Source organism: Cryptosporangium phraense (assembly GCF_006912135.1).
Taxonomy (GTDB): domain Bacteria; phylum Actinomycetota; class Actinomycetes; order Mycobacteriales; family Cryptosporangiaceae; genus Cryptosporangium; species Cryptosporangium phraense.
In genome coordinates this window covers 150,463-176,387 of the sequence record NZ_VIRS01000005.1, presented here as the reverse complement: position 1 = coordinate 176,387, position 25,925 = coordinate 150,463, and the positions used below count along the sequence as shown (strand labels likewise).

General features: G+C 69.4%; 31 protein-coding genes and 4 tRNA genes. 13 read left to right on the top strand and 22 right to left on the bottom strand.

Translation table 11 applies throughout. The annotated features are described in order from the left end of the window. Nucleotides 1-44: 44 nt before the first annotated feature. On the bottom strand, nucleotides 45-710 hold the full coding sequence (locus FL583_RS09625) for an arsenate reductase/protein-tyrosine-phosphatase family protein (protein ID WP_142704335.1): 666 nt from the start codon (nucleotides 708-710) through the stop codon (nucleotides 45-47). Nucleotides 711-795: 85 nt separating this feature from the next. Here FL583_RS09625 and FL583_RS09620 point away from each other — a divergent pair, with 85 nt between their 5' ends. Further along, nucleotides 796-1,212, top strand: coding sequence for an aquaporin (locus FL583_RS09620; RefSeq protein ID WP_142704202.1), 417 nt, complete (start codon nucleotides 796-798; stop codon nucleotides 1,210-1,212). 24 nt (nucleotides 1,213-1,236) lie between these two features. On the opposite strand, the gene FL583_RS09615 is transcribed toward FL583_RS09620, so the two are convergent. Together FL583_RS09615 and FL583_RS09610 are read right to left on the bottom strand one after the other, a co-directional pair. Further along, complete coding sequence (locus FL583_RS09615; protein WP_142704201.1) at nucleotides 1,237-2,463, bottom strand: MFS transporter; 1,227 nt, start codon at nucleotides 2,461-2,463, stop codon at nucleotides 1,237-1,239. 34 nt (nucleotides 2,464-2,497) lie between these two features. Continuing rightward, nucleotides 2,498-3,808 carry an NAD(P)-binding domain-containing protein gene (locus FL583_RS09610; protein ID WP_420843123.1) on the bottom strand — a complete coding sequence of 437 codons (1,311 nt, stop codon included), beginning with the start codon at nucleotides 3,806-3,808 and terminating at the stop codon, nucleotides 2,498-2,500. An 87-nt stretch (nucleotides 3,809-3,895) separates the two neighbouring features. Here FL583_RS09610 and FL583_RS09605 point away from each other — a divergent pair, with 87 nt between their 5' ends. Continuing rightward, nucleotides 3,896-4,249 (top strand): ArsR/SmtB family transcription factor, encoded by a 354-nt coding sequence (locus FL583_RS09605; protein WP_240746635.1) that lies wholly within the window; start codon nucleotides 3,896-3,898, stop codon nucleotides 4,247-4,249. A gap of 356 nt (nucleotides 4,250-4,605) precedes the next feature. Here the strand turns inward: FL583_RS09605 and FL583_RS09600 are convergent. From FL583_RS09600 to FL583_RS09585, 4 genes are all read right to left on the bottom strand, one after another. After that, nucleotides 4,606-4,680, bottom strand: a tRNA-Val gene (locus tag FL583_RS09600). Between the two features lies 1 nt (nucleotide 4,681). Beyond that, nucleotides 4,682-4,753, bottom strand: a tRNA-Cys gene (locus FL583_RS09595). Nucleotides 4,754-4,808: 55 nt separating this feature from the next. Then, a tRNA-Gly gene (locus FL583_RS09590) sits at nucleotides 4,809-4,881 on the bottom strand. Nucleotides 4,882-5,223: 342 nt separating this feature from the next. Further along, nucleotides 5,224-5,673: an SsgA family sporulation/cell division regulator gene (locus FL583_RS09585; RefSeq protein ID WP_142704198.1), complete on the bottom strand. Its 450-nt coding sequence runs from the start codon at nucleotides 5,671-5,673 to the stop codon at nucleotides 5,224-5,226. Between the two features lie 476 nt (nucleotides 5,674-6,149). Between FL583_RS09585 and FL583_RS09580 the strand changes: the two genes are divergently transcribed. After that, nucleotides 6,150-6,425, top strand: a complete 276-nt coding sequence (locus FL583_RS09580; protein ID WP_205751973.1) for a PGPGW domain-containing protein — start codon at nucleotides 6,150-6,152, stop codon at nucleotides 6,423-6,425. Between the two features lie 30 nt (nucleotides 6,426-6,455). After that, nucleotides 6,456-6,527 (top strand) — tRNA-Val (locus tag FL583_RS09575). Nucleotides 6,528-6,535: 8 nt separating this feature from the next. On the opposite strand, the gene FL583_RS09570 is transcribed toward FL583_RS09575, so the two are convergent. The 5 genes from FL583_RS09570 to FL583_RS40810 form a co-directional block, all read right to left on the bottom strand. Then, nucleotides 6,536-6,793: a site-specific integrase gene (locus FL583_RS09570; protein WP_142704197.1), complete on the bottom strand. Its 258-nt coding sequence runs from the start codon at nucleotides 6,791-6,793 to the stop codon at nucleotides 6,536-6,538. Nucleotides 6,794-6,989: 196 nt separating this feature from the next. Continuing rightward, nucleotides 6,990-7,469, bottom strand: a complete 480-nt coding sequence (locus tag FL583_RS09565; RefSeq protein ID WP_142704196.1) for an NUDIX hydrolase — start codon at nucleotides 7,467-7,469, stop codon at nucleotides 6,990-6,992. Nucleotides 7,470-7,538: 69 nt separating this feature from the next. After that, nucleotides 7,539-8,009 (bottom strand): DNA glycosylase AlkZ-like family protein, encoded by a 471-nt coding sequence (locus tag FL583_RS42855; protein WP_420843124.1) that lies wholly within the window; start codon nucleotides 8,007-8,009, stop codon nucleotides 7,539-7,541. A gap of 66 nt (nucleotides 8,010-8,075) precedes the next feature. Further along, nucleotides 8,076-8,714, bottom strand: a complete 639-nt coding sequence (locus tag FL583_RS09555) for a hemerythrin domain-containing protein (protein ID WP_240746644.1) — start codon at nucleotides 8,712-8,714, stop codon at nucleotides 8,076-8,078. Nucleotides 8,715-8,769: 55 nt separating this feature from the next. After that, complete coding sequence (locus FL583_RS40810; protein WP_205751972.1) at nucleotides 8,770-9,762, bottom strand: helix-turn-helix domain-containing protein; 993 nt, start codon at nucleotides 9,760-9,762, stop codon at nucleotides 8,770-8,772. A 233-nt stretch (nucleotides 9,763-9,995) separates the two neighbouring features. On the opposite strand from FL583_RS40810, the gene FL583_RS09545 reads away from it, so the two are divergent. Next, on the top strand, nucleotides 9,996-10,475 hold the full coding sequence (locus tag FL583_RS09545; RefSeq protein ID WP_142704194.1) for an ester cyclase: 480 nt from the start codon (nucleotides 9,996-9,998) through the stop codon (nucleotides 10,473-10,475). An 8-nt stretch (nucleotides 10,476-10,483) separates the two neighbouring features. Here the strand turns inward: FL583_RS09545 and FL583_RS09540 are convergent, their stop codons facing one another. Then, nucleotides 10,484-11,164 (bottom strand): recombinase family protein, encoded by a 681-nt coding sequence (locus tag FL583_RS09540; RefSeq protein WP_142704193.1) that lies wholly within the window; start codon nucleotides 11,162-11,164, stop codon nucleotides 10,484-10,486. Nucleotides 11,165-11,202: 38 nt separating this feature from the next. Between FL583_RS09540 and FL583_RS09535 the strand changes: the two genes are divergently transcribed. Continuing rightward, complete coding sequence (locus tag FL583_RS09535) at nucleotides 11,203-12,297, top strand: glycosyltransferase family 87 protein (protein WP_142704192.1); 1,095 nt, start codon at nucleotides 11,203-11,205, stop codon at nucleotides 12,295-12,297. On the opposite strand, the gene FL583_RS09530 is transcribed toward FL583_RS09535, so the two are convergent. Next, nucleotides 12,294-13,421, bottom strand: coding sequence for a sensor histidine kinase (locus FL583_RS09530; protein ID WP_142704191.1), 1,128 nt, complete (start codon nucleotides 13,419-13,421; stop codon nucleotides 12,294-12,296). The genes FL583_RS09535 and FL583_RS09530 overlap by 4 nt on opposite strands. 189 nt (nucleotides 13,422-13,610) lie before the next feature. Further along, nucleotides 13,611-14,231: a response regulator transcription factor gene (locus FL583_RS09525; RefSeq protein ID WP_142704190.1), complete on the bottom strand. Its 621-nt coding sequence runs from the start codon at nucleotides 14,229-14,231 to the stop codon at nucleotides 13,611-13,613. 70 nt (nucleotides 14,232-14,301) lie between these two features. Here FL583_RS09525 and efeU point away from each other — a divergent pair, with 70 nt between their 5' ends. Both efeU and efeO read left to right on the top strand, forming a co-directional pair. Then, the gene (efeU, locus tag FL583_RS09520; protein ID WP_142704189.1) at nucleotides 14,302-15,150 is read left to right on the top strand and encodes an iron uptake transporter permease EfeU; all 849 of its coding nucleotides are present in this window, start codon (nucleotides 14,302-14,304) and stop codon (nucleotides 15,148-15,150) included. A gap of 31 nt (nucleotides 15,151-15,181) precedes the next feature. Beyond that, the gene (gene efeO / locus FL583_RS09515; protein WP_142704188.1) at nucleotides 15,182-16,327 is read left to right on the top strand and encodes an iron uptake system protein EfeO; all 1,146 of its coding nucleotides are present in this window, start codon (nucleotides 15,182-15,184) and stop codon (nucleotides 16,325-16,327) included. Between the two features lie 90 nt (nucleotides 16,328-16,417). On the opposite strand, the gene FL583_RS09510 is transcribed toward efeO, so the two are convergent. From FL583_RS09510 to FL583_RS09500, 3 genes are read right to left on the bottom strand one after another with little or no spacing between them, the layout of a single operon-like run. Further along, nucleotides 16,418-17,314 (bottom strand): alkaline phosphatase family protein, encoded by an 897-nt coding sequence (locus tag FL583_RS09510; RefSeq protein WP_240746634.1) that lies wholly within the window; start codon nucleotides 17,312-17,314, stop codon nucleotides 16,418-16,420. Further along, complete coding sequence (locus FL583_RS09505; protein ID WP_142704187.1) at nucleotides 17,311-18,387, bottom strand: MGDG synthase family glycosyltransferase; 1,077 nt, start codon at nucleotides 18,385-18,387, stop codon at nucleotides 17,311-17,313. Before FL583_RS09505 ends, FL583_RS09510 begins: the two co-directional genes overlap by 4 nt. Then, nucleotides 18,384-19,019 carry a DedA family protein gene (locus tag FL583_RS09500; RefSeq protein WP_142704186.1) on the bottom strand — a complete coding sequence of 212 codons (636 nt, stop codon included), beginning with the start codon at nucleotides 19,017-19,019 and terminating at the stop codon, nucleotides 18,384-18,386. The genes FL583_RS09505 and FL583_RS09500 overlap by 4 nt, the downstream gene beginning before the upstream one ends. Nucleotides 19,020-19,172: 153 nt before the next feature. On the opposite strand from FL583_RS09500, the gene FL583_RS09495 reads away from it, so the two are divergent. Then, nucleotides 19,173-19,469 (top strand): response regulator, encoded by a 297-nt coding sequence (locus tag FL583_RS09495; RefSeq protein ID WP_205751971.1) that lies wholly within the window; start codon nucleotides 19,173-19,175, stop codon nucleotides 19,467-19,469. Nucleotides 19,470-19,496: 27 nt separating this feature from the next. On the opposite strand, the gene FL583_RS09490 is transcribed toward FL583_RS09495, so the two are convergent. Genes FL583_RS09490 through FL583_RS09480 form a run of 3 tightly spaced genes read right to left on the bottom strand, consistent with a single transcriptional unit; the run spans nucleotide 19,497 to nucleotide 21,104 of the window. Continuing rightward, nucleotides 19,497-20,138, bottom strand: coding sequence for a hypothetical protein (locus FL583_RS09490; RefSeq protein ID WP_142704185.1), 642 nt, complete (start codon nucleotides 20,136-20,138; stop codon nucleotides 19,497-19,499). After that, a complete protein-coding gene (locus FL583_RS09485; RefSeq protein WP_276611590.1) occupies nucleotides 20,135-20,623 on the bottom strand; it encodes a sigma-70 family RNA polymerase sigma factor in 489 nt (162 codons plus the stop codon). Before FL583_RS09485 ends, FL583_RS09490 begins: the two co-directional genes overlap by 4 nt. A 40-nt stretch (nucleotides 20,624-20,663) precedes the next feature. Continuing rightward, nucleotides 20,664-21,104, bottom strand: a complete 441-nt coding sequence (locus tag FL583_RS09480; protein ID WP_142704183.1) for a MarR family winged helix-turn-helix transcriptional regulator — start codon at nucleotides 21,102-21,104, stop codon at nucleotides 20,664-20,666. 60 nt (nucleotides 21,105-21,164) lie between these two features. Here FL583_RS09480 and FL583_RS09475 point away from each other — a divergent pair, with 60 nt between their 5' ends. Together FL583_RS09475 and FL583_RS09470 are read left to right on the top strand one after the other, a co-directional pair. Beyond that, nucleotides 21,165-21,542, top strand: coding sequence for a hypothetical protein (locus tag FL583_RS09475; protein WP_142704182.1), 378 nt, complete (start codon nucleotides 21,165-21,167; stop codon nucleotides 21,540-21,542). After that, on the top strand, nucleotides 21,539-23,074 hold the full coding sequence (locus tag FL583_RS09470; RefSeq protein WP_142704181.1) for a multicopper oxidase family protein: 1,536 nt from the start codon (nucleotides 21,539-21,541) through the stop codon (nucleotides 23,072-23,074). Before FL583_RS09475 ends, FL583_RS09470 begins: the two co-directional genes overlap by 4 nt. Before the next feature lie 539 nt (nucleotides 23,075-23,613). On the opposite strand, the gene FL583_RS09465 is transcribed toward FL583_RS09470, so the two are convergent. Next, complete coding sequence (locus tag FL583_RS09465; protein WP_170323565.1) at nucleotides 23,614-24,249, bottom strand: biosynthetic peptidoglycan transglycosylase; 636 nt, start codon at nucleotides 24,247-24,249, stop codon at nucleotides 23,614-23,616. Nucleotides 24,250-24,689: 440 nt separating this feature from the next. Here FL583_RS09465 and FL583_RS09460 point away from each other — a divergent pair, with 440 nt between their 5' ends. Together FL583_RS09460 and FL583_RS09455 are read left to right on the top strand one after the other, a co-directional pair. Beyond that, nucleotides 24,690-25,409 (top strand): polysaccharide deacetylase family protein, encoded by a 720-nt coding sequence (locus tag FL583_RS09460; RefSeq protein ID WP_142704179.1) that lies wholly within the window; start codon nucleotides 24,690-24,692, stop codon nucleotides 25,407-25,409. Nucleotides 25,410-25,562: 153 nt separating this feature from the next. Continuing rightward, nucleotides 25,563-25,886 (top strand): hypothetical protein, encoded by a 324-nt coding sequence (locus FL583_RS09455; protein ID WP_142704178.1) that lies wholly within the window; start codon nucleotides 25,563-25,565, stop codon nucleotides 25,884-25,886. The last annotated feature ends 39 nt before the right edge of the window (nucleotides 25,887-25,925 follow it).

Sequence of the window (25,925 nt, the reverse complement as noted above, 5' to 3'; positions counted from 1 at the left end):
TCTCTCCTTTCGGCGGCTCCCTGGCCGCCGGGAGTTCTGGACGGTCAGGCGCTCAGCGCGTGGGCGAGCCGGTCGACGCGGCCGCTGATCTGCTGGTAGGCGTCCTCGAACGCGTCGTCGCTGTCGTGGGCGGCCGGGTCGGGGACCGACCAGTGCAGCCGGATCCGTTCGCCCGCGGGCGGGTCGGCCGGTCGGACGGTGAGTTCTTCGTACGCGTTGTCGCAGACGGCCACGAGTAGGTCGCCCGGCCGGGTGACCTGGGACAGGTGCCGGGTACCGGCGGTGTCCAGGTCGAGGTCGTGCCGGTGTGCGGTACGGACCGCACGAGGGTGGACCCGGTCGGCCGGATGAGTCCCGGCCGAGGCGACCGGGATCGGGCTGCGCCGAGCCCAGACCGCGGCGGCGAGCTGCGAGCGGGCAGTGTTCTGCGTGCAGACGAACACCACCCGGCCGACCTCCTCGTCGATGGGCGCAGCGGTGGCCACTACGGCGACCAGCGGGTCGTCGACGAGCTGGACGTAGCTGCGGCGCCGGTCGCCGTCCGAACGCCGCCGACGGATGACCCCCGCGTCCTCCAGTACGCGCAGATGATGCGCCAGCAGGTTGGTCGCGAGGGCCGCCTCGCGAGCGAGCTCCCCGGGTGAGGCATCGCCGAGAGACAGCCGGTCGACCAGCGCGAGCCGCACCGGCTCTCCCAGCGCCGCGTGCATCGCGGCCCGCCGACGCAGGTCCTCGTCCACTGTTCGCCCCGTCCACTATTGCCTCAGGAACTGTTGAGTCAAGTATCGTTGAGCAATGTCCGGAGTCAAGACGTCGGCGTCAGTGCGACCCGTCGCGGCGGAGTTCGTCGGAAGCGCGGTGTTGGCCGCGGTGGTCGTCGGGTCGGGCATCGCGGCCACCCAGCTGTCGACCGACGTCGGCATGCAGTTGTCGGAGAACGCGGCCGCGACGGCGGCCGGGTTGTTCGCGCTGATCCTGATGTTCGACCATCCCGCGATCACGATCGGCCGGACCTTGTCCGACACCTTCGCTGGGATCGCTCCGGGCTCGGTGCTGCCGTTCGTGGTGGCTCAAGTCGTCGGTGGCCTGATCGTCGGCGTCGGACTGGTCTGGCTGCTCTACCCGACCCTTACCGCAGCGGATGCCTCCGACGCGGTCGTGCCGACGATCAACGACCCCCGGCAACCGGACCGCGCACCAGCATCGAACTGACCGTCCGGCCCGACGCCGGCCTGCTCACCTGCGGCGAATCACCAGGAGCACCGCCACCAGCCCGAGCGCGGCGAACGCGCCGAACGCGGCCGGATAGCCGCCGAACACCGCGGCGACACCCGCACCGATGAACGGCGCCACCGCCGACGCGATCGTCAGCGGAGCGTTGAACACGCCGTTGAGCCGGGCGTAGCGCAGGGTGCCCCACCGGTCGGAGATCGCCGTGGCCGAGAGCAGCGTCGTCAATCCCCGCGCGTTGCCCGCCACTAGCGAGACGACCACCAGCAGCGCATACGGGCCGGGTAGCACGGCGAACAACGCGGTGGTGATCACGCTGACCCCGAAGATCGCGACGGTCCGCGTCCGCAGTGCGACGTGGCGAGCCAGGCGCGCATACCCGAGCCGGCCGAGGACCTGGCCGAGCCCGGCTATCCCGAGCGCCCACGAAGCCGCCGCCGTGGAGAACCCCCGCTCCTCGATCAGCGGGACCGTGCCCACGATCGTGGCGTAGACGCACAGGTCGACGATGGTGAACGCGGCCGCCAGCAGCACGAACACCCCACGGTCGACCGACTGCGACTCCGGGTCCGGCGCGTCGGGCTCGGCCCGGGAGGGCTCCGGGTGGCGCCACGCGGGACGCAACGCGATGAGATGGGCGGGGACGGTCAGCACGGCCAGCACCACCGCGAGCACCAGATACGTCGCCCGCCAGGACAGGTGCGCGTTCAGCGCGGCGGTCAGCGGCGCGAAGATCGTGCTGGCCAGACCGGCCAGCAGCGTGATCGCGGTGAGCGCGCGCAGCCGATCGGGGCCGAACCAGACCGTGACGGCGGTGAACGCGGGGGGATAGAACACCCCGGACATCGCGACGCCGGCCAGCAACCACCCGACCGTGAAGACCCAGAACGTCGGGGCGGTCGCGATCACGACCACCGAGACGACCCCGAGGATCGAGGCTCCGGTCATCACCCAGCGCGGACCGTGCCGATCCAGCAGCCGGCCGACGAACACACCGGCCAGCCCCGCGACGACCAGCGCGGCCGAGAAGTCCGCGGTGATCGCCGTGACCGACCAGCCGGTGTCGGCGGTGATCGACCCGGCCAGCACCGGAAACGCGTAGTACAGCACTCCGTAGGAAACGGTCTCGGTCATGCAGAGCGCCCGCAGCGCCCACCCCAGCTCCCGTCGCCGAGACGCCACGTCCTCGGAACTCGGGGTGGGCAGCCGCGCACGGGTGAGCCGGTCGGTCACCGGGCCAGATCCTGACCGGAACCACGCGGCACCCTCACCGGGGAGCGACGGTCAGCGTCAGCAACTCGGGAGCGCCGCAGCAGCCACCGGTGGCGGCCTCGGGGTCATCGAACGCGCCACTTCCGCCACAGACGCCGGTTTCGGGCAGGACCAGCTCGACGCGCGCGGCGGCCTCGTGATCGCCGGCCAGCTCAGCCGCCACCGAGCGGACCTGCTCGTAGCCGGTCATGGCCAGGAACGTCGGCGCACGGCCGTACGACTTCATGCCGACCAGATACAGGTCTTTCTCCGGGTGCGCGAGGTCGGCGGCTCCGGTCGCGCGGACGTCTCCACAGCTGTGGAGGTTCGGATCGACCTCGGCCGCGATGCGCACCGGTGCCTGAAGCGTGGTGTCGAGGTCGAGGCGCATTTCGCTCAGGAACGAGAGATCCGGTCGGAAACCGGTGAGGACGACCACGTGGTCGGCCGGAGCGAGCTCGGTCCCGGTCTCGCTGATCAGCACCGCGCGTCCGTCGGTGACGACGATCCGGTCGGTACGGAATCCGTCGACGAGTTCGACGTAGCCCTTGTCGACAGCAGCCTTGGCGCCGAGCCCGAGCGCGCCGCGCTGGGGGAGCTCGTCCGCGGTGCCACCGCCGAACGAGATGCCAGTGCTGCCGCGCCGAACGACCCACGACACACGAGTCTCCGGGTGTGCTTCAGCGAGTGCGCCGAGCTGGATGATCGCGGTCATCGCCGAGTGCCCGGCGCCGACGACGGCCACGTGCTGGCCGGCGAAGTGCTCGACCTGCCCGGGCGGCAGATAGGTGACGAGGCCGGCGGTGGCGGCGGCCTGCTCGCCCAGCGCGGGCAGCCCGTCGGCTCCGGCGGGGTTCGGCGAGGCCCACGTGCCGGACGCGTCGATGACCGCGCGCGCGTCGATCTTCTCTTCGGCACCGTCGGCGTAGGTCACGTGGACGGTGAATGGCTGCTCGTCGCGGCCGGCGTCGACCAGGCGGTCACGGCCCTTGCGGGACACCCCGGTGACGCGTGCGCCGAGCCGGACCACGTCGCCGAGTGCGGCGGCCAGCGGAGCCAGGTACGACGAGATCCACTCGCCGCCCGTCGGACAGCCCCCAGCCGGAGCGGTCCAACCGGTCGGTTCGAGGAGCCGGGCGGCGCCCGGGTCCACCAACTCGTTCCAGCCCGAGAACAGGCGGACGTGCGCCCACTGGCTCACCGCGTGGGCTGCTACTGGCCCCGCTTCGAGAACCAGCGGCGTGAGCCCGCGCTCACGCAGCTGTGCCGCCGCAGCCAGCCCCTGCGGGCCGGCGCCGATGACGACGACCGGAAGATCGAGCACCACACACCCCCTTCGCATCGATGAACTTGAATGCGTCCAAGCCTGGTTCTCATATCGACGTGTGTCAATGCGAGTGGCAGACTGACTTCCGTGACCGCCCGGACGCCGTTGCCCCTCGCCGTCGACGCCTGCTGCTCGCCGGTCACCGGCGGCGCGCTGAGCGAGGACGCGGCGACCGCACTGGCCCGGGTCTTCAAGGCGCTCGCCGATCCGACCCGCGTCCGTCTGGTGTCGCTGATCGCCGCGTCGGTGGACGGTGAGGCGTGCATCTGCGACCTGACCGAGCCGGTCGGTCTGGCCCAGCCGACGGTTTCGCACCACATGAAGCTGCTGGCTGACGCGGGACTGGTCACCCGGGAGCAGCGCGGCAAGTGGGCGTACTACCGCATCGTTCCCGAGGCGCTCGCGGCCACGGCTCGCGCCCTCACGCCGGTCGCCATCTGAACGTTGCGCCGGCGCCCTGGCCGGGCGTTGTTCCGACTACCGAGCCGACGGGCGTGACGAGGACGAAGCGGCGTGGATCAGTGCTGTCGCGGCTGCAGCGGCCCAACGCGACGAGCTCGATCGGCAGAGGGGTCGGCCGCCGGGACGCCACTGATCGCGGCGACGACCCCGATGGCGCCCCGGCCGCGACGACGGCATCGCCCTGGGGTGACAGGGTTCAGATCTCTAGCGAGCCGACGTCGGTGAAGTCGCGGCGACCAGCGTCGCCGCGATCAAGACGAGCGTGGCCCAGCGACACATCGGCCCCGTAAAGCGGAACCAGGTCAGAGGCTGTAAGCCTCTGACCTGGTTGAACGTGGTGGGCGATACTGGGATTGAACCAGTGGCCTCTTCCGTGTCAAGGAAGCGCTCTCCCACTGAGCTAATCGCCCGAGGCGGCGGCGGGAATCGAACCCGCGTACAGGGCTTTGCAGGCCCTTGCCTAAGCCACTCGGCCACGCCGCCGGTGTCACTACTGTGCCGCTAGCGGCCCGGCAGTTACGCCCGAGGGCGCCTGTCGAGCGGACGACGGGATTCGAACCCGCGACCCTCACCTTGGCAAGGTGATGCTCTACCAACTGAGCCACGTCCGCATGTGCTTCGCTCCGACCGGGCTGCCCCGTTCGTTGCTGGCAGGGAGAACTGTAGCTGAGTCCCCGGGCGAGGTTCAAACCCGGGGGACGTGTCGCCGACCACCCACCGCCACGGCACGTCGATGAGCACTGCCCGCAACTGCGGTAAAGCGCAGGTTACGAGCCGTTGTCAGCCTGGCCGGCGGCGCGCTGCGCGCCGCGTCCGCAAGAGAATTGCAACACGCCAAGGTTGCGCAGAGGCGGGCGAACAACGGCGCATGTTGCTTACGATGGGCAACAATGAAGTCGCAAAACGTAAGGGCTGCCGCGCGTGAAGCGCGGCAGCCCTGTGGTGAGCTCAGGTCAGCGAGGTTCGCTGCCGTACGAGCCGAGGAGCGCGGCGAGCGCACCGTCGATGTCGAGATGGACGCTCTCCGCGCCCTCGGGGACCTGCCGGTAGGTACGGCCCAGGAAGTCGCCGAGCGCCAGTCTCGGCACCTCGAACAGTGCGTGGCCGTCAGGAGAGGAGAGAGCGAGCGCGACCGACGGCCCGTTGGCCGCCTGCCAGGGCCAGACGCGGACGTCGCCGATGCCGGTGGGCTCGGTCATGCCGTCTGCGAGCAGCTGGCGGGCGAACGACCAGGAGACCTCACCGCTCGCCTCGGTACTGCCGGCATGAAATATCACGTGAACCGCATAGGGATCCTCAGGCTCGTATCGGAGGCTGGCCTTAACCGGCAGCGACGACCCCTCCGGCACAACCAGGCGCAAAGACACATCCACCTGGACCCGAGTCGGCTGTGCGATCCCCATCGTCGGCACCTTTCTGCACGTCCGCACGCGTCGAACGCGGGCGCGAACCCATACCCGTTCTTCCCGGTCTGACCACTACGCAAACTCAGCGCTCCGTGGCTCAAAGACCACAACGAGTGAGGTTGCGGAGAGATGCGGGCGCCGGCCGAGGATCGTTCGGCTGGCGTCCATCGAGTGTCTTTCCCGGTGAACCCGCTGGTCATGCCACCCGTGTTGGATTCAGGACGACGGCCGGGCTGCCGATGGTGGTCCTGGACTACCGTGAGGGCGGAATCGAGCCTGGGAGTAGGACGTGATCGAGAGTCCGGAGCGGCCGCCGGAGGCCTCGCCGACGTTTGTCGACCGGGTCCGCGCGCACCCGGTCACCGTTCGGGCCGTGGCGTTCGGCGTTTTCTTCCGCGATCGACTGCACGAGCCGGCCCGGTCGCACCCGGTGTTCGGCTTCCCGTACCGGGTGTTCGTGACGATCGTCGGGGGTGCTCGTCGTGATCGTCGGGCTGATCATGGTGCCGGCGCCCGGGCCGGGGTGGCTCGTGGTGATCGCCGGTCTGGGGATCCTGTCGACGGAGTTCACCTGGGCGCGCCGATTGCTGCACTTCACGCGCGACGCGGTGGCGGCCTGGACGCGGTGGGTCCTGAGGCAACCGCTAGCGGTTCGGATGGGGTTCGGGGTGTTGGGGTTCTTGCTGTTGGTGGCGACGCTGTTGACGTCGCTGCGGCTCAGTGGTTGGACCGGATTCCCCTTCAGCTGAGGGGATCTAGTATGGTGTGAGCGTCCCTGAGGGCGATTAGCTCAGGGGGAGAGCGCTTCGTTCACACCGAAGAGGTCACTGGTTCGATCCCAGTATCGCCCACCGATGTTCTAGCAGGTCAGAGGCACTTTCCGGTTTGCCGGGGAGTGCCTCTCTTGCTCTCGCTGTTGCGACGCGTCCGAGGCGACCGTCAGATCGTCGACCGTCGTATGAATGTAGAAACGCTCAGTAACCGACCCGTCGGAGTGACGGGCCCACGCTTGCAGGATCGTGTCTTTGACGCCGACCTTGTTCGCGAGGAACGAGAGCACCGACTTGCGGGCGCTGTAGGGCTCGACGCGCCGGATGTCGTGCAGGGAGGGGCTCACGGGTCGTTCCTTGCCGATGGCTGAGGTGTGGCCAGCAGTACGTGGGCGGAACGCAGCGTTGATTGAGCGATGGGATCGGCGGCGGGTGGAGCTGGAGCAGGCCGAGCCGAGGCCATCGTCGCGGCGCTCGCCTAAGAGACTGACCTGAATACCCTGGTACTGGTATCGATCGCAGTCTTCAGATTGCAGGCTCGACTCAGGTGAGGACGCTGTAGCGGGTCGCGTCGGCGGGCCGATCGTCCGATTCGCTCCATCCGTCGACTGCGAACGGGACACCGTCGCGGTAGGCCAGGAGGCCGGCGGCCGGGTACGGAACCATGCCGTCCGGGAGGTGATCCAGGTCGAACCAGCCGATGGCGGAGCATTTCTCCGGCTCCCGGTTCGCGGGCTCGCCGGTCCAAGCAGTCGCTTCGAAGAAGAACCCGACCCGAGGATCCTCGCCGGGCGGTAGCACGTGCGAGGCGTGGACGCATCGAAGCGCGGCGGGGTCGAGGTCGACGCCGACTTCTTCGCGCGCCTCGCGGATCGCGGCGTGCTCGATCGATTCGTCGGGCTCGAGCTTTCCGGAGGGCATATGCCATTGTCCGGCGGCGTATCCGCCGCGGCGCTGGGAGAGCAGCACCTGGCCGTCTCGGACGAGCAGGACTTGGACGTCCACGATCGTTCTGTGGGGCACCGCCGAGACTATCGGTGCCTGCTGTGGCGATGGGGGCAGGATGCGCCTGATGTTGCGAGAAGCGGCTGTTCAGCTGGGTTCGGAACGGAGAAATTCCGTCATTCGGTCGGCCTGCTCGACGAGTGCGCGCTGCTGAGCGGGGGGAAGTGGCGCGAACGTGTCGACGAAGGTGGGCGCGAGAGGCGATCGAATCGCCAAACTCCTACGCATCGGCCGGCGGCGGTGATCCTCGCTCTGGCTTCGCCGATGGTGTTGAACAAGGCGGTGCGGTATCGGTCGTCGACGTAGCGGCTGCGGGTGCCGAAGTAGCCCTTCAGAGCCGGGTCTTCGTAAGCCAGCAGGGCAACGTGGTCGGCCGGCAGCGGCTCGGCGGTGCGTGAGTCCGGACCACCATCGGAAGTCGACGATGCTGGCAGGCCCGAACGCGGAGAGGTATCGCCGCAGTAGCAGCGCCACGGCGCCGGCCTCATCAACGTCGTCGAGCCGAAGGTCAGGGTGCGCGAGGGAAGTCAAGGCGAATTCGCGGCGTTCGCGGTGCAGCGAGTCGGCGGTATTGCGGTAGGCCAGTGCGGGCGGCCTCGTACTCGGGGCCTTCGGTGAGCGGCGTCATCGGTAGACCCTCTCGGCGTAGGAGCGATAGGCGCGCAGAGCTGCCGGTCGGGCTTCCTCCCAGAACTCCGGCGGCGCGCCCTCGCGCAGGATCTCCCGCATCGATTCGTCGGCCCGGTCGATCAGCATGCCCACGGCCAGGACGCTCTGGTCCGGGGTGAGCTTGACGGCCGAGGAGGCCACCGACGCCTTCCATTCCTCGTCGGTGAGGTAGGCGTCGATCAGCGTCAGGACACGGGCCTCTTCGAGCGCGAAATGCTCGATCAGCGCCGCATCCAGGCGTTCGGCCACCGCGGCCAGCGATTCACGCTCGGCCTGATCGGCGGAGGCCGCCCAGCGCTGGGCGCCGGCGGCCAACTCCTCCAGCGCACCGTGGATCTGAGTGTGCTGGGCTTCCATCGTGCTGACCAGTGTCTGGACTTGGTCGGGGCAGCGTGCGTGCAGCTTGGGCCAGACGTGGTCGTCTTCGGCGCCGTGATGCCCGTCGATCAGTACGGTCAGCAACTGCGCGTGTTCGCTCACGATCGCAGCGCGTTCCGTGTCGCCCGGGGCGACTCCCCGGACGAGGCCGGGTAAGGCGCCGAAGTGCAGTCGGAACATGTCGTGTGCCCCGACCATGTCGCGGCTGTCGGCCATGGTCACTGCGAGAACTCCTTCCGATCGAGTTGCCTCGACCGGACGGTAGGCAGCGTCAGCGCACCGGGACTTGAACCTCGGCGACAGGTGGTTCGGAGATCCGCGACGCGCGGATGTACTCAGTGGGCGTCTGCCCGTAGTGCTGTCTGAAGGCCCGGCTGAGGTGGCCGCTGTCGGCGAACTGCCAGCGGGCGGCGATCTCGGTGATCGTCAGCCGTCCGGCGGGGTTGGTGAGGTCACGGCGGGCCTCTTCGAGGCGTCGGGTGCGGATGTAGGCGGCGACCGATTCGTCGTCGGCGGCGAACGCGCGTTGCAGCGTGCGGACGGAGACGTTGAGCGCGTGGGCGAGCGTCGTGGCGCTGAGCCGGGGGTCGGTCAGCCGGCGGTCGGCGAGGGACTTCGCGGTCCGGACGAGCGCCGGGGCGAGCTGCGTCTCGGTGTGGTCGACGGCGCCGCGCACGACCGCTTTCGCCAGTTCGACGAGCGCGTCGCGGGCGGCCTGAGCGCCGACGGGGCTCAACTCCGCTCCGTGCCGCCAGATCATGTCGGCGTGGGCGTTGAGCAGGAGCATCTCAGCGGTGTCGAGGGAGCCGCTGATCTTCCGGTCGCCGAGGAGCGGCCCGAGGTCGGATTCAGGCAGCGTAATGGCCGTGCCGAGTACCTGGGGGCCGGACGTCACCCCCGAGGAACGCATCAGGCGGCGAAGCAGGAATCCGTTGCTCGGCACGGTGTGTCGATCGCGGGCGTGCGGGGCGTCGAACACCATCTCACCGTTGTGCAGGATGTACAGCACGATCGCGCCGGCGGCGTCCGGTCCGTCGGCGGTGCGCAGGCGTGAGTAGCTTTCCTGGCGGTGGACCAGCACGTCGGGCATGGCTACGGTCCGGAACCGAACCCGGAAATCGGCCATCGTCGCGGGTTCGTAGGACGGCAACCGGAAGGCGGGCCCCATGCGGTCTTGCCATTCGGACAGGAACGCCGGCAGGTCCGCGGCGCCGATAGCGCGGGTGTCCAGCGAGTACGTCGTCGTTCCGGGATTGCTCAGCATTCGGCAACTCCACCTGTACGGCGCCGGCATTACTCCTGTCCAGCATCGGCGCTAGCCAGGCGGGTTGCCGGTTCTCTTCCCGCCGCTGGGCTTCTCGACACCTGGAGGCGAGCCGCACTGGCCGCTGTCGCGGATATCCGCCTCGGGTGTCGTCGTCGTTCAAGTCTCCCGGAGCACGTGCTTCCTACGGTGAGTTCCGAACCGAGGTGCCGGCTCGAGCCGATGGAGGACCGATGAGTTTCACCCGTGACGAACTGATCACCCGTCTCAACCGGGCCGGCGAGCTGGAGGTGTCCGGGGCCGACCCGGTCGAGCAGGCCTCCTACTTCGACACCGAGAAGTTCCGCTGGCACGGGCCCGACGGCGCGATGGCCGACTACGACGGCCTCGCGGAGCTGTTCGCCGGTTTCCGGGAAGCTTTCGACGACCGTTCGATCCGCCGCGGGATCCTGCTGGCCGAGGGCAATCTGATGGCGTGCCAGACATGGATCGAGGGGACGTTCGCCCGCGAGTACCGGGACTCACCCGCCGGGCGGCCGCTGGCGCCGACAGGTGCGCGGCTGGTCTGGGCGATCATCAACATCTTCCAGTTCGACGAGTACGGCCGCCTCGTCGAGGAGTGGGTGCAATACGACAACCGCAACCTGCTCAGGCAACTCGGCGCCATCGATTCGACCGGGCTCGATGCAGCGCAGCCCGAGTCGGTCGGCTAGCTGGCGTTTCAACTGCGGTCGGTTGAAGACTGCGGTTTCGGAGTGCCTTGGCTTTGTCGAACTTTCTGCGCGGTGCTTGACTCGGACGGTCCCAGGGCGTTCATGACGGCGGTGTCGAGTTCGTCGGCGTAGTAGCGGTGGACGTCGCATCCGGCGTGGGTGCCGTAGCGGGCGCGGCTCCAGCAGGTGTAGTAGCGGTAGGTGGCGCTGCGGCCGCGGGCTGAGGTGCCGATGTAGCCGCGTCCGCATTGGCGGCAGCGGAGGAGTCCGGTGAGCGGGTGGGCGCCGGGGACGGTGATGTCGCGAAAGTTCTTCTCGCCGAGGTAGATGCGGTTGGTGAGGAGGAGTTCGATGGTGTGCGCGGACCAGGCTTTGCCGGCTCGGGTGCGCAGGCCGTCGTTGTTGAGCCGGGTGGCGATGGCTTTGGTGCCGAGTCGTTCGCGTGTGTAGAGGTCGAAGATTCGTTGGACGAGGGCAGCCTCGGCCGGGACCGGGGTGAGGCGGTCGGCGTCGCGGTCGACGCGGTAGCCGAAGGGCCGTCCACCGCCGGTCCAGAGGCCCTTGGCGGCTTTGCGCTTCATTCCGCTGATGACCCGGTCGATGATGGTTCCGCGTTCGAACTCGGCGAAGACACCGAGCATCAGGGGACCGGGCCGCGCTTGCCGGAGACCGCCGGTGAGTGCGGCCATCAGGTCTTCGTCAGCTCGGCGTTTCTACGTTCCTGCCCATGTATCGATCGGCGGTTCTGGTCCGCACCCACCTCATGACGAATGCCCTGGGGTTGTACGCCCTGTACTGGTTCGTCGTGATGGCGGTGCACGGCGGAGGATCGTGGCACTTCTTCGTCCAGGGCGCTACCGCGCTGGCGGACCTCGACGACAAGGCCGGGGGGCTGCACCTCTACGCGGCCGCGCCGATTTTGCAGATCGGGCCACTGGCCTTTCTGGCGACGCTGATCTTGCTTCCGGCCGGGCCCACGCTCGCGCTGTTCGCCGGGCAACTTCTCGGGGCGGCGGTCGGGCTGGTCATCCTGTGGCAGATCCACCGGATCGCCGTAGACGCCTGCCCCCACCTCGACCGCCGCATCGTCACCCTGCGGGTGACGATCACCGGGATCGCGTTCCTGCCCGCCTGGATGTACCTGGCCGTGGGATCCGTGCACGTCGACGACGTGCTGGCGATGCTCTGCGCGGTGCTGGCGCTGCGTTTCGCGCGCGAGCACCGGCCGGTGTCGAGCGGTGTCCTGCTCGGCGCGGCGGTGGACGCGAAGCCCTGGGCGGTCATCTTCGCCGGGATCCTGCTCATGCTCGGCTCCCGGAGCGCCGTGCTGCGCGGCGCGGTGGCGATGGGGGCGGCGATCGCGGTGGCGTGGTTACCCTTCTACCTCGCCGACCCGGCGACGATGAACGCGGCGCACTTCACGATCGTCAACACGCGGTTCTCGGCGCTCCGGGCACTCGGCATCGACGATCCTCGTACCCCGCACTGGGATCGGCCGGTCCAGGCGCTGCTCGGGATGACGGTGTGCGCGATCGCGGTCCTTCGGCGCCGTTGGGCGGCGGCGCTGATGATCGCCGTTGCGGCCAGGCTCGTGCTCGATCCCGGCACCAATCGGTACTACGTCGCCGGACTCGTGGTCGGCGCGGCGATTTGGGACGTGGTCGGCTCTCGCCGTCGGGTCCCGTGGTGGACGCTGTCGGCGTATCTCGGGCTGTTCGCCGCGCGCTGGCTCCCGCTACCCCCGTGGGTCCACGGCTGGTCGCTGATCGCGTACCTCGGAGCTTGTTGTCTGCTGATCGCTCGGCCCGGAGAACGGACCTAGTGCTCTCGGCTGACGCTGCGAGGAAGAACCAAGCCCGCGGGTACGACGGCCGTCACCGTCGTGCCGACGCCGACCGTGCTTGTCACGGTCAGCTCTCCGCCCACGTCCTCAACCGTCCGGCGGACGAGAAGAAGCCCCAGATGCTCCGGATCCGGGCGCTGCCGGACGTCGAAGCCGAGCCCGTCGTCGGTGACCCGCAGGCTGATGCGGTCGTGGCCGACGGACGCGAGCTGGACGTCGATCCGCTGGCCCTGACTGTGTCGCGTCGCGTTGCGCAGCAGCTCGGTGGCGACCCGGTGCAGGAGCTCGAACGCGTCGGGGCCGGCCGCGACGCCCGGTGCGATCGTCACGGTGAGATCGTGTCGACCCCGAAAACCCTCGCCCAGGTCGGTGAAGAGGCCTTCCGGATCGTCGGTCCGGAGCTGGGAAGGCGCCAGACCGACCAGCAGGCCACGGATCCGGTCCACGTCGTGGGCGATCAGCTGACGCGCCTCGGCGACCAGCTCACGAGTGCGCGCGCGGTCCCTGTCTGCGGCGTCCAGTAGTAGGCGGGCGCTCGCCAGCCGGGGTAGCACCTCGTCGTGGAGGTCCTGGGCCATTTCGCGGCGGGTGAGCTCGGCTGCGGCGAGCCCGTACCGCAGGGCTTCGCGCCGTTCGCGCCGGCCGCGGTCGACTTCCCGGGCCTGGGCGACGCCGATCGGGATGAGCGCCAGTGCGAGCAGCAGAATGCCGGCGAGCGTCACCGGCACCACGACGGCCATCGAAGCGCGGCCGGATTCCGCGGCCTCCACCGGGACATAGAACTCGAGCAGAGAGCTGTTCCCGGCGGCGTCGGGGAAGGCGATGAACACCTCCAGCAGGCGGTCGGCGTCCGCGCTTTCGAACTGGTGCTCGCGGTCGTCGGGAACGGGCATCGCGACCGCGTGGCCGCCGGAGAGCTGCCGGGCCAGTTCGGTGCGGTACGGCTCTTGCGCGCCGATGACCCGGGCCTCGTCGGAGTAGACGATCTCGGCGGTGCCGCTGCGGACCGTCCAGAGCTTCACGCGATGGACGACGCCGGAATCCAGATATGGGTCGAGATGGGTGCGCAGGCTGTTGACCGCGGTCGCGTCGAGGCGATCCAAATCGTAGGCACCCAGCGAGGTCAAAACGTGGCTGGCTATCCGACTGGAGACCTGCTCGGCACTGCGGTCGGCCCGTGTTCCCGCGACGTGCCACAGACCGGCGGCCACGGATCCAGTCGCGAGCACACTGATCAGAGCCGTGAGCAGCAGTTGTCGCCACAGGGTCGTTGAACCGCGTGATCGCACCGGTCAGAATCCGGTGCCGAGGGTGATCAGACCGAGACGGTCTGCGGTGATCACGGCGTCGAGCTGGGTGCGAACGTCGAGTTTCGACATGACTGCGCGGATGTGATCGCGGGCGGTGTAGAGGGAGATGCCGAGCGTGGAGGCGATCCGGTTGGCGTCGAGGCCTCGGCTGAGCGCACGGAGGACCTCGTGCTCGCGCGGGGTGAATCGGATCCCGGCCGGCGAGCTCTCCAGACCCGCACCGAGGATTTGACGCCCGTCGATCGCCGCGTGGATGGCCTCCACGATCTCGGTCAGCCCGGCGCTCTTGCTGAGGAAACCGCTAGCTCCCGCCGCCAGCGCCCGGTGCGCGAGGCCGGGCCGCGGATGGGCGGTGAGCACGACGATCTTCGCGTCCGGACGTCGAGACAGCAGTCCGTCGATCGCGGCGAACCCATCCGCGCCCGGCAACCGCAGGTCGAGCAGCGCGACGTCGAACGCGGTCGCTTCCGCGGCGCGGAGCCCGTCGGCGACGGTATGAGCCAGGCGGACGCACCGCAGGTCGGCATGGGTTTCGAGGCTCAGTGCCAACGACTCGGCGAAGACGCGATGGTCATCGATGAGTAATACGCGGGCCGGCGTCACCCCCGAATTCTAGGGAGACCGGGCACCGAATAGCGAGGTTAGCCTTCCCTGAGAACGAGGGAGGAGTGAAGTGCTCGACTATTTCGCCCCGAATCTACTGATCGGGCTGCGTGAGGGTCTCGAGGCTGCGCTCGTGGTGAGCATCCTGGTCGCCTATCTGGTCAAGACCGATCGGCGCGGCCAGCTACGGCTGGTGTGGACCGGCGTGGCCGGTGCCGTCGCGGTGTCGGTCGCCTTCGGCGCGCTGCTCACGTTCGCCGTCACCGGCCTGGACACCTTCAAGCAGCAGGAGATCGCCGGTGGCTTCCTCTCGATCGTCGCGGTGGGTCTGGTCACCTGGATGATCTTCTGGATGCGGCGCACCGCCCGCCACCTGAAGGCCGAGCTGACCGGCAAGCTCGAGGCCGCGGTCGCGCTCGGCGCCGGTGCCGTGACCGTGATGGCGTTCCTGTCGGTAGCCCGCGAAGGGCTCGAGACCGCGCTGTTCTTCTTCAGCGCGGCGCAGCAGGCCGACAGCGAACTCGGGCCGCTGCTCGGGTTCCTGCTCGGGATCGCGATCGCCGTGGTGCTGGCGTTCGCGCTGTACCGAGGCGCGCTGCGGATCAACCTGAGCACGTTCTTCACCTGGACCGGCGTCCTCCTGGTCGTCGTAGCCGCAGGCATCTTCGCCTACGGCTTCCACGACCTGCAGGAAGCCGAACTCCTGCCCGGGCTGAGCACACTGGCGTTCGACGTGAGCGCGCAGATTCCGCCGGACTCCTGGTACGGGACGCTGCTACGCGGGGTCTTCAACTTCCAGCCGCAGACGACGGTGCTCCAGGCCGTCGCGTGGGTGACCTATCTGGTGCCCGTGCTCGCTTTTTTTCTCTGGCCGAGCCGGCCCGCCGTTGCCCCGGAGCCCGCCTCGACGCGGGCCTGATCTCTACACCGTTCGAGGAGAACACCGCGTCATGTCCAGGTCTCGCTCTCCCCGTCGCGCCGCATTCGGCGTGATGGGTGTCGCTCTACTCGCAGCAGCCGGGTGCGGTTCCTCGGGCCAGGAGAAGCCCGGAGACACCGCGAGTGGTCCGATCCCGGTGGCCGCCTCCGACACGTCGTGCACGGTCGAAAAGACCCAGCTCGACGCCGGGACCAGCACGTTCGAGATCAAGAACATCGGCAGCAAGGTCACCGAGTTCTACGTGTACGCCGAGGGCGACCGGATCATGGGTGAGGTCGAGAACATCGGCCCCGGCCTGACCCGGAAGCTGATCGTCGAACTGCCGTCGGGGTCCTATGAGGGCACCTGTAAGCCCGGCCTGAAAGGTGACGGCATCAGGACCGCGCTGACGGTCACCGGCGCCACCGAGTCGGTGTCGACCGACGCTCAGCTCGCCGAGGCCACCGCCAACTACCAGCGGTACGTGAGGAGCCAGACAGGTGCGTTCATCACGAAGACCACCGAATTCGTGAACGCCGTGAAGGCGAACGACGTGCCGAAGGCCAAGGCGCTGTTCCCGATCGCGCGCACCTACTGGGAGCGGATCGAGCCGGTCGCCGAGAGCTTCGGTGACCTCGACCCGCGGATCGACGCGCGGGAGAACGACGTCGAGCCGGGCACCGAGTGGACCGGGTTCCACCGGATCGAGAAGGACCTCTGGGTGACCAGGGACGTGTCCCAGGACGGCGCACTCGCCGACACCCTGCTCAGGGACGTCCAGGAAGTCGTCACCGAGTCCAACTCCGTCGCCCTCTCCCCGGTGCAGCTGGCCAACGGCGCGAAGGGCCTGATGGACGAGGTCGCGACCGGCAAGATCACCGGCGAGGAAGACCGCTACTCGCACACCGACCTGTGGGACTTCCAAGGCAACGTCGAGGGCTCGAAGGCGGCGATCGCGGCCCTGCGCCCCGCGCTGGAGACTCGTGACCCGGCGCTGGTGACCGAGCTCGACACCCAGTTCGCCGCGGTGCAGAAGCTACTCGACGCGCAAGCAACCGACGACGGCTTCACGCTCTACACCGAGCTGACCCCGGCCGAGATCAAGACCTTCGCGACCGCGGTCGACGCGCTGAGCGAGCCGCTGAGCAAGGTCGCCGCGGTGGTCGCCCGGAAATGACCGTCCGGACGCGGCGGACACCCGGGAGCTGGGGCGGAGTTCTCGCGGCGGCGGCTGCTGGGAGCCAGCGAGGCTTTGCTGGCCAGGCGATCAGGCCCACACGCCGGTGATCGGTGGTGTCTCGGTCGCGTGACCGAGCGCCGGGAGCCCGTAGAACGCTTCGATCGTCCTGAGCAGCCGGTACTGGCTGACCGGTGCACGGTACTGGCCGGGCCGGATGTGGGCGCCCGCGATGAGGGTGAAGATCTGGTTCCCCGGGCGCCCGTCGTTCTCGTCGAATGTCACGATCAGCAGGCTGTTGTGGGCCGATGCCCAGCGGGCGTAGGCGTCGAGGTGGGTGCGTGCCCATCGGTCGCCGTCGGCGACCGGGCAGTCATGCATGTCGTGGCAGAGATCCGGGATGACGAAGCCGACGGTCGGCAGCTGACGGAAGGCGGTCGGCCAGGCGGTGTACGGCTGGTTCGCGGTGTCCGGAACGTCGGCGAAGGCGACCCACGGGTTGTGCTTGGCGGCGTACCGGCCGTGGTGGCAGCCGCGGAAACCGGCGCGCGGCAGGCCTTCGGAGTAAGCGGTGAACCGGAGGCCGGTGGCGTGCAACTGCTGGGCGAGGTTGGCGCGGTCGTGGAGGAGCGGGACGCAACGGTCGTCGGTGACACCCTGGGTGGATCCGGAGAACAACGCGAAGTAGTTCGGCTGACTCGGATGAGTCAGCGCGTACGAGCCGGTGAGGTTCGCCGAACGGCGGGCCAGGCCGGTGAGGTACGGCGCGTGCCGGGTGATCTGCTGCCGAGCTTTGTTCTCGAAGACGACGACGATCACGTGATCGGGGTGCGGAAGCCGGCCCGCGCCGGCCGGAACTGGGGCCGGCGGAGTCGCCGCGGGCGACGCGGCCGTGCAGCCGCTCGCGACCAGACCCGTCGCAACCAGCGCGACGACGTGGTGTTGCCAGCGAACGGTGTGCCCGGCCATAGCGGGGTGGCGTCTCATGCCGCGACTCCGGCGCTGAGCAAGGCGAAGACGTCGGCCGCCGACGCGCGCCGGAAGAGCGGCGAGGCCGGTGCGGTGAGTGCGGTCGCGAGTACCCGGGGCAGTTCACCGGCATCGTGGGCCCACGCGGCCCATCCGGCGTCGGCGAGGGCCGCGGCGTTGGTGCGCCCGTGGCCGGGCAGCGCCCGGTAGGTCACGACCGGTACGCCGGACGCCAGGGCCTCCAGCGACGTCAGGCCGCCGGCGTTCTGGACCACGACGTCGCACGCCCGCAGCAGCGTCGGCATGTCCTCGACCCAGCCCAGCGCGATGCCCGTGCCGTCGCGTCGCAGCCGGTTTCGCAGCGCCGTGTTCTCCCCGCAGACGACGACCGGGAGGGCGAGCCCGGTGGCCGTCACGTCCCAGGCGGAGCGGTCCACCGCGCCGACCCCCCAGGAGCCGGCGACGATCAGCGCGAGCGGTGGGCCGTCCGGAAGTCCGAACGCAGCGCGGGCCGCACGGCGCTCCACCGGATCGCGAGCGGGGCGGAACGCGGGATCCACCGCGGCACCGGTGATGCAGGTGCGCGCCGCGCCCAGCGCGTCGGCCTGACCGGCGGGGATCGGGTGCAGCGCCAGGTGCGCGTCCACCCCGTCGGCGACCCAGAGCGGGTGCACGGACATGTCGGTGAGGAACGTGATGGCCGGTGCGCGTAGCGCGCCGCGAGTCCGCAGCTGCCCTAGCAGCTGGCTGGCCAGCGGATACGTGGATATTACCGCCGCCGGGTCGGGTCCGAGGGCCGCTGACAATCGCTCGCCGGCGACCCTGTCGAGGGCCGCCGCGACGCGGCGCGGCGTGTCGCTCCCGCCGCTGGCGCGCAGGATCCAGTCCCAGCTCGACGGCAGCATCTTCAGTCCACGCCGATAAGCCCGGCGCGCGTACCGACCGAGGCCGCCCGGGAGCACGTCGAGGAAGTCGTGCCGGTCGACGGCGTACCCGGCCTGGGCGAGTTGCCGGGCGATTTCCCGCGCCGCACCGTCGTGTCCGGCGCCGAAGCTCGCCGAGACCACCGCGATCTTGCCCGGCAGGCTCACGACGCGTCGTGTTTCGTGGCGGCGCGGCGGCTGCGGGCCCGGCCGCGGAGCAGTTCGACGCCGATGGGTATTACCGAGATGACGACGATCCCGATCAGGATCAGTTCGATGTGGTCGCGGACGACCGCGATCTGGCCGAGGAAGTAGCCGAGCACGGTGACGCCGATCGACCAGAGCACCCCGCCGATGACGTTGTAGACGACGAACGTGCGGTAGTGCATTCGGGTGGCGCCGGCCACGATCGGGGTGAATGTGCGGACGACCGGGACGAAGCGGGCCAGGACGATGGACCGGGCGCCGTATTTGTCGAAGAACTCGCGGGCGCGGTCGAGGTTGTGTCGTTTGAACAGCCGGGAGTCTTCGCGCCGGAACAGGGCGGGCCCGATCCGTCGGCCGAACAGGTAGCCGACCTGGTCTCCGGCGACGGCCGCGGCCGACACGAGTAGGCAGATCAGCCAGAGCGGCTGGTGGAGGTATGTGCCGTCGGCCACGAGCAGTCCGGTGGTGAACAGCAGCGAGTCGCCGGGGAGGAAGAACCCGATCAGCAGGCCCGATTCGGCGAACACCACGGTGAGGATGCCGATCAGGCCGAACGTCGAGATAAGGAACTCGGGGTCCAGGTAGTGGGTCACGCGGTCACGCGTTCGGTGTGATCGTTGAGCAGGCGAGAGAGCGCGGGGTTCACGGGTGGAGTCTGGGCGGCGGCACCTGACACGAACCTGACGAGCACAGCGCGGCAAAGACGTCGCCGGACTTGCCCGGCTCCGCCCGATCGGAGAGCCCGAGTGACGCTTCGCATCCTGCTCGCCGACGACCGCGCTTCTCCGTCCGACCTGGCCATCCTCGACATCCGGATGCTGAAGCCGGACGGGCCGGCCGCGACCGAGGCGATCCTGTCGTCCGGACCGGCGGTGCGCGTTCTGCTCCTCACCCCGTTCGACTCCGACGAATACGTGCACCGGGCGCTGGCCGCCGGCGCGAGCGGGCTCCTGCTCGAGAGCCTTCCGCCGAAGGAGCTGATCGCCGCTGCCCGGGGGTGGCGGCGGGTACGGCCCGCAGCTCGTCTGACCGGTGGGCGATGACCGCGGGGTCATCGCCCACCCGCGCGCTCACCGCTCGTGGGCCGGCGGCGCGTCGGTTGTGCAGACCAGCGAGGTGCCGGTCGGCACCAGGCGCTCGACCGATCCCGGGTTCCCGTGGACCGCGGCCAGTTGTGACCGGTTCAGGAAGCCGATGAACAGCTGCTTCCCGGGCGGCACGGCCGACGGGGTGAAGATGAAGGTGACCCTGCCGTCGTCACCGCGTACGCCCCTCATGACGCTCGGCACGCCGGGGCCGACACCGCTCGGGTCGAGCGTCGCGTCGTCCTGCGGCCCCCGGCAGAACTTTCCCTCTTTGATCAGGACCGGGAAGCCCGCCTTGCGCAGCGCGGCCTGCAGACCTTCGTGGTCCTCGAAGTATCGTTTCTTGTCCCAGGACGCCCGCACCGTGCCGTCGGTCTGGGTCTCGACCGTATAGGCCGCGGGACGCACCTGGACCCTGGGAGCGGTCGATGAACTGCTGTAGAGCGGGATGCCGACGGCGACGGCCGCGACCGCCATCCCGGCCGCGGTCATTCCCGCCAGCCGATGCCTCCGCCGGCGCTGCAGGGTTCGGCCGGCCAACTCGATCCGCGCGGCCGGGGTCTCCATCGTGACGCCGTCGAACGACGTCTTCAGTGCGGTGAAGACGTCCGAGTCGTAGTCGCTCATGGTCGTGCCTCCGATGAGTTGCCGACGAGAATGTGGTTGGCGCGCAGGGTCGCGACCGCGCGCGAGAGGTGGGCCTTGACGGTTCCCGGCGCGATACCGAGCGCCTGCGCGGTGGCATCGGTGTCGAGGTCCAGGAAGACCCGGTACGCGATCACTTCGCGCTGCCGCTGGGGAAGTTGGCGCAGCAGGCCCAGGAGGGCGGGATCCACCCCACGGTCACTCTGGGGGGCCGCGGCGACGTCTGCTGCGTCGTCGAGCGCGGTTTCCCGTCGTCTCCGGCGCCACCACGAGATCCGGGTGTTGTTCGCCGTCCGTACGACCCACGCCCGTGGCGCCGGATGACGACTGACCTTCGGCCATGCCGCCCACGCTCGGGCGAACGCCTCGGCGACCAGATCCTCAGCCAACTGCCGGTCGCCGACGCCGACCAGGACCGCGCGCAAGCACGGATCCCGGTTCGCTCGGTAGAACTCCTGGAAATCCACGTCCGTCACGTTCCCTACACGCCGGACGGTCGCGATCCGCTTACTCGTCCGGCCCGGTCGCGGCCAGGAAGCGGGTCAGGAGATCTTCCAGCGCCGCCAATTCCTCCTGGTCGAACGTGTTGAACAGCGCCTCCGCGGTCTTGGCCGCGCCCCGGCGCGCCTGGTCGAACACCGCCTGTCCCGGCTCGGTCAGGGTGAGGTCGGCCACCCGGCGGTCGAACGCTGACGTCGACCGGGTCAGGTAACCGCGCTTCTCCAGTTCTTCCACGGTGCGGACCATCCCGGCCTTGTCGCTGCCGGTCTCGCGGATCAGATCGCGCTGGGTCGAGACTCCGTCGCGGTCGAGGATCAGCAGCACGCCGAAATGGCGATTGGTGAGGTCGAGCTCGGACAGCACGTCGGCGAGGGCGCCGGCGGCTCGCCGATGCGACTGGCGCAGCAGCAGCCCCAGCCTCATCGTCACGCCGGGCGGATCGGGCACCGCTCCATCCTATGTTAGATTCAAATGAATCCGATTCATCTGAATCTATTTGGAGACGGTGTGTCCTCATCCGCACGTCCGCGCTGGCCCCTCGGGGTGTTCCGAGCCACCAGCACGGTGGCGGCCGTGATGCTGTTCGATCAGGCTGTGTTCGCCGGCCAGTTCTTGTCGGGCACGTACGGTTCGCTGCACACCCACCGGGAGAACGCCACCTACGCCGGTGTCGCCGTACTAGTCTCGGCGGTCGCAGCCGGGCTCCTCTGGCGGCCGGGAGGTGGACCGTGGTGGCCGCTCCTCGCCTGCCTCGGCCTCTTCGGCTTGATCGCGGCGCAGATCGCGCTGGGCTTCGCCCGGGCCATCGCGCTACACGTGCCGCTGGGCGTCGGCATCATCGTGCTGAGCGTGTTACCGGCGCTCTGGGCTTGGACGCGCCGATGAAGCCGATCACCCGCCGGGGTTTCCTCGCGGCCGGGGTCAGCCTCGGTGTGGGAGTGCCGTTCGTCCTCGGCGGCGAGGGGTCGGCCTCCACCGGCCGAGTCCTGCCGAGCCGTCGTCCCCGGCCGAGACCGTTCGTTCGTCCCCTGACGGTTCCACCGGTGCTGACGCCGTACCGTCGCGACGCTTCCGGTGACCACTATCGGATCGTCCAGCGGGCGGCCTCGGCGGAGATCCTTCCCGGCGTCCGCACCACGGTCTGGGCCTACAACGGCACGTTCCCGGGCCCGACGATCGTCAGCCGGCGTGGTCGTCCGTGTTCGGTCACCCACGTCAACCGGCTCCCGGTGCCGACGGTCGTCCACCTGCACGGAGGTCGCACACCGCCGGCCAGCGACGGCTACCCGCTGGACTTCGTCCACCCGGCCGGTCGAATGCCGGTCCACGACCACCGGCACATGGGCGGTGACGTCCGGTTCGGGCAGCGCACCTACACCTATCCGCTCGAGCAACGGGCGGCGACGCTCTGGTACCACGATCACCGGATGGACTTCACCGGGCCGAGCGTCTGGCGGGGTCTGGCCGGCTTCCATCTGGTCCGGGATTCCGAAGAGGACCGGTTGCGGCTGCCGAGCGGGCCGCGTGAGCTCCCGCTGATGATCACCGACCGCAGTTTCGACGCCGACGGTTCGCTCCGCTACCCGAGCCTCGATCCGACGCTCACCGGCGAGCCGGGCGTCCGCAGCCCCTACGAGGCCGGTGTTCTCGGTGACGTGATGCTCGTCAACGGCGTGCCCTGGCCGGTCGCCACGGTCGTCGGCGCGAGCTACCGGCTGCGGCTGCTCAACGCGTGCAACGCGCGCCGCCTCGATCTACGGCTGGATCCGTCACCCGATGGCGGTCTGACCCAGATCGGCAGCGACGGCGGCCTACTCGCCGCGCCCGTGCGACACCAGCATTTCGAACTCGCCCCGGCGCAGCGCCTGGACGCGGTCGTCGATTTCAGCGGCTACCGGCCGGGCACTCTCGTCACGCTGCGCAACGAGTTCGGCGAACCCGGGATGGATCGGATCCTATGCTTCCGGGTCGGGTCGCCGGTCTCGGACGACTTCGTGCTGCCCGAGCGGCTGAGCACGGTCGAGGATCTCCGGACCGCCGACGCGGCGGTCACGCGGACCTTTCGGTTCCGGCGCGGCAACGTCGGCCACACCACCGGCTGGGTGATCGACGGACAGCCGTTCGGCCCGGACGTCGTCGCGGCGGCGTGCCGGCTCGGCACCACCGAAATTTGGCGGCTCACCGCCGACTTCCACCACCCGGTACACCTGCATCTCAACCCCTTCCAGGTCCTCTCCCGCGGGCTCGGCTCGCCCCTGCCGTCGGACGCCGGGTGGAAGGACACGATCGATCTGCGTCCGGCCGAGGAAGCCGCGATCGCGATCAAATTCGACGGCTACCCGGGGAAGTACGTGTTCCACTGCCACAACCTCGAACACGAGGACATGGCGATGATGGCGAACTTCACCACGCGCTAACCCTGCTGACCTGCGTTCTGGTCGGCGTTGGGGTCGGTCGTCGACGGAACGGGCTGCGCCAGGTCGGGCTGTGGTGCGTCGGTCGACGGGGAGGGGACCGGGGCGTTCCCGGGTTTCGAACCGTCCCATACCGGGTCGGCGAAGTTCCGCACGTCCTGGTTCCGCAGCGCGACCTTCATGAAGTCGCGCCAGATCGACCCCGGAATGCCGTTGCCGTAGACGTGGATGTTGCCGTTGGCCCGGTCGCGGAGCGGGAAGTCCGCTGCTGAACGCCCGGGTCGGCGCGACCGCGTGGGACGCGTGGTTCCACAGCACCGTCTTGCCGTCCGGGCCGACCGTGTCGGTGAGCGCCCAGTAGACGGTGTTCAGCGACTTCACGGTGGCATCGGTGAGCGAGCACCGGGAGCCGCACGAGTTGTCGTCGGAGTTGCGCAGCGGCGTGGAGCGTCCGGGGAAGGTCTGGCCGGACGTGCCGTCCCAGAGCGAGTCGATGCCGTAGTTGCCGCCGTGGTAGGCCTTGACCGCCCCGCTGCCCGGGTCTATCGACACCACTGCGGGGGCCATCCGCAGGTCACCTGTTGCTCGGTGAAGCCCAGGGCCAGCAGCTCCTGCTCGATCCGGCGCCCGAGCACCCCGGTCGCACCGCGGCGCCACGCGTCGTTGCTCGCGAGGACGTAAGCCCACCGGCCCTTGGCGCTGGCCGGCTTGTTGTGGGCGTCGAAATTCGTCGGGTCTTTGATGACGCGGCGAGCACCGCGCCCTCGGAGACGCTCAGTTTGTCGACGGTCTTCCCGAATAGGTTTCGAAGCCGACTGAACTCCCCAGGCGCCGCGTCCGAAGTAGATCGTATTCAAATAGCCGTGGAGAATCTCTGCTTTACCCCCGCTGCGACCGAGTTTCTGAGCCAGGATGATCTCGCGGCCGCACAAGGCACGTCCGGTGCCACGGAGCGAGACGCCGCCGTTGGTCCAGAAGTCGGCGTCCTCCGCCGCTACGACGGCGTCCTGGACGTGCTTCGGCACCCGGTCGAGCGAAACCTCGACCCGGTTCTCGGTGGCGAAGGTAGCGAAGCTCGTGCCGTCGGAGTACTGGATCTGCGTGGTCAGGCTCTGGGCCGGAAACCTCGGAAGCGGCGTGGTTGCGTAGGTGACCCCACCGCTGACCAGCGCGAGCACCAGACAGATCGCCGACCCGACACCCACGGCGGCCGGCACTCGTCGGCGCCGGCTCGATCGGGCAGTCGGCGATGCTGGCTCGTCCGGCGGCAGCGTGACCGGCGCACGACCGTACGCGCCGTGAGCGGCGTCGACCGGGACAGAGGCGGTCCCGACGGCCGGCGGCAGGTCCGCGGCCTTGGCCCGACGTGACACATGAACACGCCCGGCGGGTCGTCCTCGTTCCGACTTGGTCCATAGGCATGGAAAACGCCTTGCGGTCGGGACTCATCGAGTTCTCGGCACCTGACGACCGCAATCCTTACCTCGGTACAGGTGAAAATCGGCTGCCCGGACTCCCTGGCTCAGTAGTTGCCGGACGAGTGGTGAGCCTCCGGATTTTGCCGTCCGCTAACCCGTCGCTGGATGAGCGCTGAGCCGTCGGAAAATACGCTTCAGGTATGTCAGTGCGCGTGAGCCGAGCATTCCGAGTCGCCGGCGCTCTCGCGGTCGCTCAGGCTGCGCCGGCGCTCACCGCGGTGACGCCGCTGCGACGTGAGCTGTTCCCGGTGCTGTCCGGACGAGGGGACGGCCGGCAGGTCGCGCTGACTTTCGACGACGGGCCGGACGCCGCCGGTACGCCGCCGGTCCTGGACGTGCTCGCCCGGTACCGGATCACCGCAACGTTCTTCCTGCTCGGCACCCAGATCCAGCGGGCGCCGACCCTGACCCGTGAACTGGTCGCGGCCGGTCACGAGGTTGCGGTGCACGGGTTCGAGCACCGGTGTCTGCTGACCCGGACGCCCGCGGGTACGCACCGCGACCTCGCGCAGGCCCGTGACCTGATCGCCGACCTCACCGGGCAGGAGCCGAACTGGTACCGGCCGCCCTACGGTGTGCTCAGCCTCGCCGGGCTACGAGCCGCCCGGCGGCTCCGGCTGCGACCGGTGCTGTGGACGACCTGGGGCCGGGACTGGGAGCAGCGCGCGACATCCGCGTCGGTGGCGGCGACCGTGATGCGGCGGCTGGAGCCCGGCGGCACGATTCTGCTGCACGACTCCGACTGCACGTCCGCGGCGGGGTCTTGGCGCACGACGGTGGACGCACTTCCCCGCGTGATCGAGGACACCCAGGCGCGCGGTATGACGCTCGGTCCTCTCCGGGACCATGGCCTGAGCTGACGGCGAGCGCACCGACGAAGGACTAGCCATCCGGCCCGACGTCGGCCTGACCGCTGGGGTTTTCGTGCGTCGACGAGTTCGCCGGCTGGCGCTCCTGGCTGCATTGCTCGCGCTGTGCGTCTTCGGCCTCCCGCTCGGGGTCCCGACGCGGCTGTGACCGGCGCGCTGGCCGGTCATCTCACCGAGAGCACCGGCGGGCGGGAGCTGATCGTCTCTCTCCCGATCCGGGACTCCGCGCAGGTCGTGGGGGCGGTGCGGGCCTCCTCGACCACCGGGAACGTGTGGCAGCGCACTCTTCTGACGTGGTCGTTGATGGGCGGGTTGGCCGCGGTCGCCGCCGGCGGGGCGGCGCTGCTGGCTGACCGGCAGGCAACGCATCTCACGCGGCCGCCGACCGACCTGGCCGCTACCGACCGGCTCGTCTTCGCTCAGGAGATCGGCCGGACCGGGTTCACGCTGCTGTTGCCGCCAACCTGAGCATCAGGTTCTCGTCAGGTCGTGCCCGGCAGGCTGCCG

What these genes read in the sequence shown, in the direction of transcription:
- FL583_RS09625 (WP_142704335.1), bottom strand. Translation starts at nt 710, where the DNA reads ATGCACGCGGCGCTGGGAGAGCCGGTGCGGCTCGCGCTGGTCGACCGG.
- FL583_RS09620 (WP_142704202.1), top strand. Translation starts at nt 796, where the DNA reads ATGTCCGGAGTCAAGACGTCGGCGTCAGTGCGACCCGTCGCGGCGGAG.
- FL583_RS09585 (WP_142704198.1), bottom strand. Translation starts at nt 5,673, where the DNA reads ATGGGGATCGCACAGCCGACTCGGGTCCAGGTGGATGTGTCTTTGCGC.
- FL583_RS09555 (WP_240746644.1), bottom strand. Translation starts at nt 8,714, where the DNA reads ATGGCCGACAGCCGCGACATGGTCGGGGCACACGACATGTTCCGACTG.
- FL583_RS40810 (WP_205751972.1), bottom strand. Translation starts at nt 9,762, where the DNA reads ATGCTGAGCAATCCCGGAACGACGACGTACTCGCTGGACACCCGCGCT.
- FL583_RS09545 (WP_142704194.1), top strand. Translation starts at nt 9,996, where the DNA reads ATGAGTTTCACCCGTGACGAACTGATCACCCGTCTCAACCGGGCCGGC.
- FL583_RS09540 (WP_142704193.1), bottom strand. Translation starts at nt 11,164, where the DNA reads ATGGCCGCACTCACCGGCGGTCTCCGGCAAGCGCGGCCCGGTCCCCTG.
- FL583_RS09535 (WP_142704192.1), top strand. Translation starts at nt 11,203, where the DNA reads ATGTATCGATCGGCGGTTCTGGTCCGCACCCACCTCATGACGAATGCC.
- efeO (WP_142704188.1), top strand. Translation starts at nt 15,182, where the DNA reads ATGTCCAGGTCTCGCTCTCCCCGTCGCGCCGCATTCGGCGTGATGGGT.
- FL583_RS09510 (WP_240746634.1), bottom strand. Translation starts at nt 17,314, where the DNA reads ATGAGACGCCACCCCGCTATGGCCGGGCACACCGTTCGCTGGCAACAC.
- FL583_RS09490 (WP_142704185.1), bottom strand. Translation starts at nt 20,138, where the DNA reads ATGAGCGACTACGACTCGGACGTCTTCACCGCACTGAAGACGTCGTTC.
- FL583_RS09470 (WP_142704181.1), top strand. Translation starts at nt 21,539, where the DNA reads ATGAAGCCGATCACCCGCCGGGGTTTCCTCGCGGCCGGGGTCAGCCTC.
- FL583_RS09460 (WP_142704179.1), top strand. Translation starts at nt 24,690, where the DNA reads ATGTCAGTGCGCGTGAGCCGAGCATTCCGAGTCGCCGGCGCTCTCGCG.